Genomic DNA, 9290 nt, shown 5'->3' with positions numbered 1-9290 from the left:
ACAAGCTCAAACTCGAGAGCAGTTTCTTCAAGGAACAGCGCAATTTTCATTGGATTAGGGCCTGGATGGAAATAAAATTTAATCATGTGAACTCCTAAAAAGATAATCAGGCTTTAAAGGCCATAGCTTTCACTGCAATCAACTTACAGTTCTCTCCCGTATATTTAATTACATGATAACAATACCCTATCGTCTTTCTATCAATTTTGAGCGATCGATCAAATTAATTTGAGCATTCGTTCAAAAACTGTTTTAATACACTTCTTACTTATAAGGAGTTCACATGATTAAATTTTATTTCCATCCAGGCCCTAATCCAATGAAAATTGCGCTGTTCCTTGAAGAAACTGCTCTCGAGTTTGAGCTTGTGCCAGTGGATACCTTAAAAGGTGAGCAACATACTGCGGAGTTTAAAGCGATTAACCCCAACAGCAAAACCCCCGCTATTGAAGATAATGGCGTGCGTGTATTCGATTCAAGTGCCATTCTTTTATACCTTGCAGACAAAACAGGTCAATTAGCTGGCGAGCCTGAAAATCGAGGGGAGCTATTATCTTGGTTAATGTTTGTCGCCACTGGTTTAGGACCTTATTCTGGTCAATGTGTACATTTCACCCATCATGCACCTGAAAAAATAGCTTACGCCACAAACCGTTATCAACGTGAAACTCAACGTCATTACCAAGTCCTTGACGCACATCTTAGTAACCGTGAGTTTATCGTGGGTGATGCATTGAGCATTGTCGATATTGCTGCATGGGGTTGGGTTGATAAAATCGGCTATGTATTAGGTCAAGATGCACTGGCCACTTACCCGAATGTTCAACGCTGGTTTAACAGTATCAACAATCGTCCAGCCGTTGCACGAGCCAGAGACATGGGTAAAGATATTGTATTTAAATCAGAATTTGATGAAGCCGCAAAACGTGCTTTTTTCCCACAAAATTATGCTGCTGAAACAAAATAGGTTTTGATCCTGTCACAAAAAGGCTTGTTGATAACGCTCACAAGCCTTTTTTGTATCTTGTCTAGGCGACAATGCTCTTGCTTGTAATGCACGCTTAACGCTATGGATTGGTATATTGACTTTAGAGGTTGTAATACTTGCTTTAGAGGTTTCATATTTAGCGGCAACTGTTTGTTTATAGACTAATGATTACGTTCAAGCATGTAGACTAAGCGTAGAAATCATGAATACAAATTGTTATTTTTATTGATTTGGTAACGAATTCACTTGTTCTCGTGGCGCGATTTTCCTACTGTTATTGAAAATGATTATCAATGAGGTGATTCATGAATACCCATCTTCAACATCAAATTAACCATTGGCTCAACAAAGACCCCGACCAAAAAACTCGTGCGCAACTGCAAGCACTCATTGATTCAAACAATGAAACTGAACTTGCTGCTCGCTTTGCAGGCCGTTTAGCCTTTGGCACTGCAGGGCTTCGAGGTGAAGTTGGTGTTGGCCCAATGGCGATGAACCGTTTAGTTATTCGCCAAACCACTGCCGGTTTGGGTGCTTACTTACTCGAGCAGATTAACAATGCTGCCGAGCGCGGTGTGGTAATTGGTTACGATGGCCGCCACGATTCTTATGATTTTGCCCACGATGCGGCGAGTGTACTAACTGCCATGGGCATTAACGTGTACTTGACTCATAAAGTTGCCGCCACGCCATTAGTCGCTTTTGGGGTAAAACATCTTAATGCTGCCGCGGGTATTGTGGTAACAGCCAGCCATAACCCACCACAATACAATGGCTATAAAGTCTATTGGGAAAATGGCGCACAGATTATTCCACCCCACGACAGCGGAATTGCTGCCCAAATCACTCGTGCAGCCACTCAAGCTATGCCGTTTTTAGCCTTAGATGATGCCATTGCACAACAAAAGCTGAATTGGTTGCAAGACGATTTTTACCAAGCCTATCGCCAGGGAATATTTGATGCCAAAGAGCTGCAATATCGCAATGGCCAAGATAAAGTCAGTTTAGCGTATACCGCAATGCATGGTGTGGGCGCCGACATGGCTGAAACTGTGTTAAAAGATGCTGGATTTACTCAGGTGTATTCGGTAGCCGCGCAACGTGAACCTGATGGTGACTTTCCGACAGTTAACTTCCCCAACCCGGAAGAAAAAGGCGCCATGGACTTAGTGATTGCTGAGGCAAAAAAGCACAAGGCGACTCTGGCTTGTGCCAATGATCCTGATGCAGACCGCTTTGCTGTTGCTGTACGTACACCAGATGGTGAATATAAAATGCTAACTGGCGATCAAGTCGGGGTTTTATTGGGTCATTACTTACTCAGCCACGCCCCTAAAAATCAACAACTTAACGGCACAACCATAGTGTCATCAAGCCTATTGTCTAAAATCGCCTCTGAGTTCGGTGCCCAAAGCTACACCACGCTAACAGGTTTTAAATGGCTGATGAATGTCGGTATTAGTCAGCATCAACAAGATAACCAATTTTTATTCGCGTATGAAGAAGCACTCGGTTATACCATAGGCAACTTAGTGTGGGATAAAGATGGCTTATCGGCCATTGTTGCCTTTGCGCAACTCACTGCAGAGCTTGCCGCCAATGGCAAAACCATCTGGGACAGATTAGAACAGATTTATCGCCAACACGGGTTTCATCTTAATGCCCAAGTCAGTATTGCGCTCAAACCTGACACCCCTAATATTGGTGATTTTTTACGTGAAAATCCACCACTTACCATTGGTGAGTTCGCTGTGGTGTCTAGCGATGATTTAAAAAGCCTGCAGCGTACTTGCGCCGATGGCAGCAAACACACCATTGATCTGCCCAGCAGTGATGTATTAATTTATGCTTTAGCAAATGGCGCACGCGTGATAGTTCGTCCCTCTGGCACTGAACCTAAAATTAAGTGCTATTACGAAATAGTCGAAACCATGACCAATACCGATACTTGGGCATCAGCACAAGATCGCGCTGAACAAGCGATGGCAGCTTTTATCTCATCCCACCAAGCAAGCTTACCCAACTAAGAGCCGCTTAACAGCAATCACATCATCTACAATAAATGCCTGTGACTGATCGCAGGCATTTATTGTTTGCGCGGTTTAATAGTCAATCAATGAACGCCACTAAGTGTTCAACTAGACCAGAGTGTCATGACATATGACTGATTAGACTAACTAAGTCAGCAGTTAGTACTCCTATGCATCAGCGAAAATGTCCTATAATGTTACAAAGTTTACTATAACGTTATCGCAGGATTACTAATGTATAAAAGTCTCGTTTGTTTGGCCGTTATTGGCAGTATTTCAGCTCCTGTAGCCATCGCTGCAGAGGAAGGTGAAAACCTAGAGCGCATTCAGGTCATTGGTTCGCGTATCGCACTTCGTACCGCTACAGACAGTGCAACACCTGTCGATATTATTACCTCCGAACAACTTGAAGCCACCGGTATTACTGAAACGGCCAAAGCATTACAATTTGCAGCACCAAGTTATAGCTTCCCATTTTCATCAATTACTGACGGCAGTGACGCTGTGCGTCCAGCAAGCCTTCGCGGCATGTCACCGGATCACACCTTAGTGTTGGTTAATGGTAAACGCCGTCATGGTTCGGCATTAGTGCATTTGGCCGGAACCTTAGGCAAAGGTTCGTCAAACGTTGATTTAAATGCTATTCCGATGACAGCCATTAAGCGAATTGAAATTTTACGTGACGGTGCCTCTGCACTTTATGGATCTGACGCTATCGCTGGGGTGATTAACGTTGTGCTGAAAGACAGTGACCAAGGCGGCAGCATTACGACTCAAGTAGGTCAAACCTATGAAGGTGATGGTGAGCAAGTTCGTTTAGGCGTAAACCAAGGCTTTAGCTTCAGTGACGAAGGTTTTGTGAACGTCTCTTTAGAGGCGCATCAGAAAAACTCCACCAACAGAGCGGGCTTTGATACTCGCCAGCAATATCCAACATTAGCCGACGGCAGTCCTGATCCCCGTGAAGCCACATTCGATCGTAAAAACCATCATGTTGGCGACAGTGACTATGACAACTACGGCTTATTTTTGAATGCTGAACAAGGGTTAGATACCAAGGGTAAGCTTTATGCCTTTGGTGGCATTAGCAAACGTAACTCAAGTTCAGGCGCTTTTTATCGTCGCGCACTTGATTCTCGCAACGTGATTGAAGTCTATCCAGACGGATTTTTACCACAAATAAGCCCAGAAATTATCGATTACTCTTTAGTAACCGGTTATGAGTTTGAGTTAGGGAAATGGCAAGTTGACTCATCGGCTGGTTTTGGTAGCAACAGTTTTGAATATACCTTAGAAAACAGTATCAATGCCTCGCTCGGCCCTATTAGCCCAACAAGCTTTGATGCAGGAACCCTGTCTACCAGTGAGCTCAATCTTAATGTCGATGCTTCAAGCTACTATGATTTTGCTAATGACTCAGACTTATTAGTCGCGATGGGCGTGACATGGCGTCAAAGTGGCTATCAAATTGATGCAGGCCAAGAAGAGTCGTATATCAAAGGCGATTACCAAGGGAAATCCGGCGGTAGCCAAGGTTTTGGTGGTTTTACCAAAGAGTCTGAAGTCGATGAAGACCGCACTAACCTCGGACTGTATATTGAACTTGAAAACCAACTCACCGAAGATTTTTATTGGGCAGCAGCAGTGCGTTATGAAGATTATTCTGACTTTGGTAGCAACACCAGCTGGAAGCTATCTGGCCGTTATGAGCTGACGGACAGTCTGGCACTTAGGTTAACTACCGACACGGGATTCCGTGCACCCAGTGTGCAGCAACTGTATTTTACTAACGTATCGACCTTTTTTGATCCCGATCCTGTCACTGGTGAGTTTATTCCTAGAGAATCAGGCACCTTTAATCAGTTATCGCCGATTAGATCAGAGCTAGGTATTCCAGATCTTAAAGCTGAACAATCACATTCTTATAGTGCAGGTATTGTTTACACGGGTAATAATGGTTTTGCAGTTACGTTAGATGCTTATGAAATTAATGTCGATGACAGAATCATTTTATCAGGCGCTATAGATAAAGAAAGTTCACCGGCGATTGCCGCTATCCTTGAGGGTACCAATGCCGACTCGGCTCGCTTCTTTATGAATGCGGTTGATACTAAAACTCAAGGTGTAGACTTAGTGATCACTCAAGGGATAGACCTTGGTAAATTTGGCGATTTAAAAGCCAACCTAGCCTACTCATACAAAGAAACTGAAATTGAGTCCATTTCGTTGCCTTCAATCCTCAATGGTTTAGAAGACGAGCTATTTGATAATATTGAAGTTGTTCGCATGACTGAAGCCAATCCTAAAAACACTGCTAACATTGGCTTTACGCATCAGTATGACGACTTCACTACCAACTTACGTTTCAGTTATTTCGGAAACTACACTGTGGGTTATTCATCAAGTGAAGTGGAATATGGCTCAAGATGGACCACAGATTTAAGTACTCGTTACCGTGCAACCGATAATCTAGCCGTCACCTTAGGGGTACAAAACCTGTTTGATACTTATCCAGAGAAACGTCCTGAGGATAATAACTTTAACGGAATTTTCATATACCCGCTCACCAATACTCCATTTGGGTTTAATGGTGGTTACTATTACTTGGATCTTCGCTATACCTATTAGTCACTAAACTAGTAACACAAGACGGTATCTTTATTGGTCATAGCACGATATCAGCAGCTGACTCATGAGTCATCAAACGGACAACATCGTTCGATGGCTCAGCACAACGCTTCGACATAAAGTGCACCATATAAAGTCGTCAGCGATTTAGCAGGTCAAGCTTAAGTGGTTATTGGAAGACAAAAAAGCCAATCAATTTGATTGGCTTTTTTATTGGCTAATTGAGCAATTGCGGCTATCAATACAAAGAGTGCCAAGAGCTGCCTGCTACTCGTTTGCTAATAATTTGAGTAATCGGTTGAGTGCTACCTAGTCACATTATCCAATGTGATTCGCTTGGATACTGACTGGATAGCTCAACTGCTCACATATAACTTTTCAATATATTGTTTAGCAACCTCATCCCAGGTGAATCGTTGTTTAGCGGCATTTTGTTTCACTTGCTTCCAAATATCACTGCCAAATAACTCGAGCACTTGAGTAAAACGTTCAACCAAGGCTTCACCTTGTGTCGCCAGTGTTGCACCGTTAAATACCCAGCCACTGACATTATCTTCAATCGTATCATTGAGCCCCCCGACGCCATGAACTAAGCATGGTTGGCCTGCCCGCATCGCGAGCATTTGACTGATCCCACAAGGCTCAAATGAACTGGGCATTAAAAACAAGCTGCCCAAGCGATAAAGTTGCTCAGATAAAGCTTCGTCATAACCATGTAAAAACACAAAGTTATCATAACGTGCTGCGGTAGCTTGTAATGCATTAGCAATATTCACATCACCACTACCAAGTAACATAAACACGCCATTAGGTTGATATTTCTTGAGTGATTCGAGAATAGCCTCTAACACTGTTTTCGCCGAGGCATGAATTTTAGTGGCGTGAGTTGGGTTAAAAGGCTGCAACAGAATCAACACTTTTTGTTCTGTTAAACGCCCAACTGAGGTCAGTAAAAATCGTTGCTCATCATCTGACACACTGCTTTTTAAGGCGGTTAAGTGATGATAGTCGGCTAATATAGTCTGCTTAGATTGACTGATCCGTGTTAACGCAATGGAGTCTAATACACTCAGCTGGCTTGTTTTAGTTTGCCACTTAATGACGGCATTCTCAGCTTGAAGTAATAACGCCCAATACTCGCTCTGCTGAGTAGGCTGGGCTTGATTGGATTTATGGCTAACATCATCATAAACGCAGCCATTAATGATCCCAACCACATTACCTTGCAAAGACTTAACCACTAAATCGGCCTCTAACCCTTCGCCACCAAAAAAGCCTTTGTGATAGTCAGATGGCATTAACACCTCTTGCGCATAACTGGGCGACACTAAATGCACTTTGTCACTGAGTACAATTCCCATGCGCATCGGATTAACACAATTGCTGTAACGAGGGTCAAATATACTGGTATCGGCAATAAGGTTTAATTTACCCACATATTGCGGAAACCAATGGGCAAACGATGAATCATCGCCAATAAAAGGCCGGATCCCTTGTAAGGCCAAATTATGAATGGTAAACACACAAGGTAATGCTCTCAGCGCAGAAAAATCATCTACGCATCCACGCAGCATGGCAACCATTGCACTGTGCCAATCATGTAAATGCAACACCTCAAACCGTGGTAATAATTTATTCACCAAGCACGTGGCCACACTAAGAGAAAACAGCGCAAACTTGGTTGCATCTTCGGCAAACGGTCTGTCTGCCGAACCACTGCAATACACTTGGCCTTGATGATTAAATAGCGGATGATCAAATAGATAGATTTGAGCTACCGCGTCATCCCATTGATCTTCAGCCACATTAAGGATGGCTTCTTTATGTTGTGGTCTTGGCAAGCGATAAACCGCTACAGTATGGCGCTGGCCGGCAAAATCAACTTCAACATCAGCCATGTGTGCGGCATGATAATGTTGCGCTAAGAAGCCATAATTTGGCATGGCCACATCGGCTATTACGCCGCATTGTGCCAATGCTGGCGGCAAATCACGGATGACATCCGCCATGCCCCCAACTTTAGCGCCATGCAGTGCATCATTTTCTGCTGCCACCAGCAGGACTCGTTTTACACTCGCAGGAGTCATCTAGGATCCTTATTCAAAGCCAACCGCTAAACCTAACATTTTGCGGGTTACCAAGGTAATGCCTTTTTCTGACACCCTAAAACCCCTCGCCTTGTCATGTTCTTGATTATAACCAATCGACATGCCTTCAGGAATAATACAACCCCGATCTAAAATGGCATTTTTTATTTTACAATTCTTCAGTACCACCACATCGGGTAATAATACCGAATCTTTGACTGAGGAATAAGAACACACACGCACCTCGTCAAATAGCACGCTTCGTTTCACTTTGGCACCAGAGATAATACAACCGCCTGAAACGATCGAATCAACTGCCATACCGCGGCGATTATCATCATCAAACACAAACTTAGCCGGTGGCAGCTGTTCCTGATATGTCCAAATAGGCCACTTAGCATCGTATAAATTTAATGCTGGTGTTGGCGACAATAACTCCATATTCGCTTGGAAAAATGAATCTAAGGTACCCACATCGCGCCAATAGGCTGGCTCATCAGACACTGAAGTTGTAAAAGGAAACGCGAACACATTATGTGTTTTGATAATTGCCGGAATAATATCTTTGCCAAAATCACGATCTGAGCTTTCGTTATTGGCATCTTTTCTTAATTGTTCGAACAAAAATTTAGTATTAAAAACATAGTTGCCCATTGAGGCTAAACACTTTTCTGGATCAGTTGGGGTTGGCTTAGGCTCTGCGGGCTTTTCTTCAAAACCAATGACCCGATTATCACTATCAACTTCCATCACCCCAAATGCACCTGCCGCTTCTGCAATTGGGGTTTCTAAACAACACACAGTCATATCGGCACCCGATTCAGCATGAGCTGCGAGCAAACCAGCATAATCCATACGATAAATATGATCGCCAGATAAAATCATCACATACTTAGGGATTTCATGCCGAATAATGTCAATATTTTGAAATACCGCATCGGCAGTACCTTGATACCAGTTACCAGATGTTTGCTGTGACGCAGGTAAAATCTCAACCGATTCCCCTAGTTCCTTTTTGAAATGACCCCAGCCACGAGTAACATGTCGAATTAAAGAATGTGACTTATATTGCGTCACCACTCCCACTCTTCGTATTCCTGAGTTAATACAGTTTGATAACGGAAAGTCGATAATGCGATACTTACCACCAAAATAAAGCGCAGGTTTCGCACGCCAGTCGGTTAATTCATACAACCGAGAACCTCGACCACCCGCTAATATCAACGCATAGGTATCACGAGTTAAATTACTAATATAACGAACATTACTCATAAGCAGACTCCATTTGGCTATTCAACTTAGCCACCAATAAACAAACATTAATCTACGATTTACGTTAATTACAGCGTCGCTGCACTTTCCTTGTATTACTTTTTCATCCATATTTCATCGCGGTAGCCCGCTATGGTGTTGTCGCTTGAAAAACGCCCACTGGCGCCAATATTGAGATGCTGGAAGAGGTGGGTGATGATAATTTCTTCTTATTTGGTTTAGATGCTAACCAAGTCGCTCAAGCGCGGATAAATTATCAACCGCAACACATTGTTGAGCATTCAA

Annotated in this window: 5 protein-coding genes and 2 pseudogenes; 4 read left to right on the top strand and 3 right to left on the bottom strand. The window is 43.2% G+C overall.

From position 1 onward, the window contains the following. Positions 1-86 (bottom strand): annotated as a pseudogene (locus H5185_RS23085) (glutathione S-transferase family protein); the annotation flags it as partial. A 197-nt stretch (positions 87-283) separates the two neighbouring features. Here H5185_RS23085 and H5185_RS19370 point away from each other — a divergent pair. The 3 genes from H5185_RS19370 to H5185_RS19360 all read left to right on the top strand — a co-directional run bounded on the left by H5185_RS19370 (position 284) and on the right by H5185_RS19360 (position 5646). After that, positions 284-967: a glutathione S-transferase family protein gene (locus tag H5185_RS19370; RefSeq protein ID WP_182742913.1), complete on the top strand. Its 684-nt coding sequence runs from the start codon at positions 284-286 to the stop codon at positions 965-967. 326 nt (positions 968-1293) lie between these two features. Beyond that, positions 1294-3015: a phospho-sugar mutase gene (locus tag H5185_RS19365; RefSeq protein WP_182742912.1), complete on the top strand. Its 1722-nt coding sequence runs from the start codon at positions 1294-1296 to the stop codon at positions 3013-3015. A 237-nt stretch (positions 3016-3252) separates the two neighbouring features. Continuing rightward, complete coding sequence (locus tag H5185_RS19360; protein ID WP_182742911.1) at positions 3253-5646, top strand: TonB-dependent siderophore receptor; 2394 nt, start codon at positions 3253-3255, stop codon at positions 5644-5646. A 356-nt stretch (positions 5647-6002) separates the two neighbouring features. Here the strand turns inward: H5185_RS19360 and H5185_RS19355 are convergent, their stop codons facing one another. Together H5185_RS19355 and glgC are read right to left on the bottom strand one after the other, a co-directional pair. Continuing rightward, positions 6003-7733: a glycogen synthase gene (locus H5185_RS19355; RefSeq protein WP_182742910.1), complete on the bottom strand. Its 1731-nt coding sequence runs from the start codon at positions 7731-7733 to the stop codon at positions 6003-6005. Between the two features lie 9 nt (positions 7734-7742). Beyond that, a complete protein-coding gene (gene glgC / locus H5185_RS19350; protein WP_124014731.1) occupies positions 7743-9005 on the bottom strand; it encodes a glucose-1-phosphate adenylyltransferase in 1263 nt (420 codons plus the stop codon). 152 nt (positions 9006-9157) lie between these two features. On the opposite strand from glgC, the pseudogene H5185_RS19345 reads away from it, so the two are divergent. After that, a pseudogene (locus tag H5185_RS19345) lies at positions 9158-9290 on the top strand (glycogen/starch/alpha-glucan phosphorylase); the annotation flags it as partial.

The organism is Shewanella sp. SG44-6 (genome assembly GCF_014164185.1).
Taxonomy (GTDB): domain Bacteria; phylum Pseudomonadota; class Gammaproteobacteria; order Enterobacterales; family Shewanellaceae; genus Shewanella; species Shewanella vesiculosa.
This window is presented reverse-complemented; position numbering and strand designations above follow the sequence as displayed.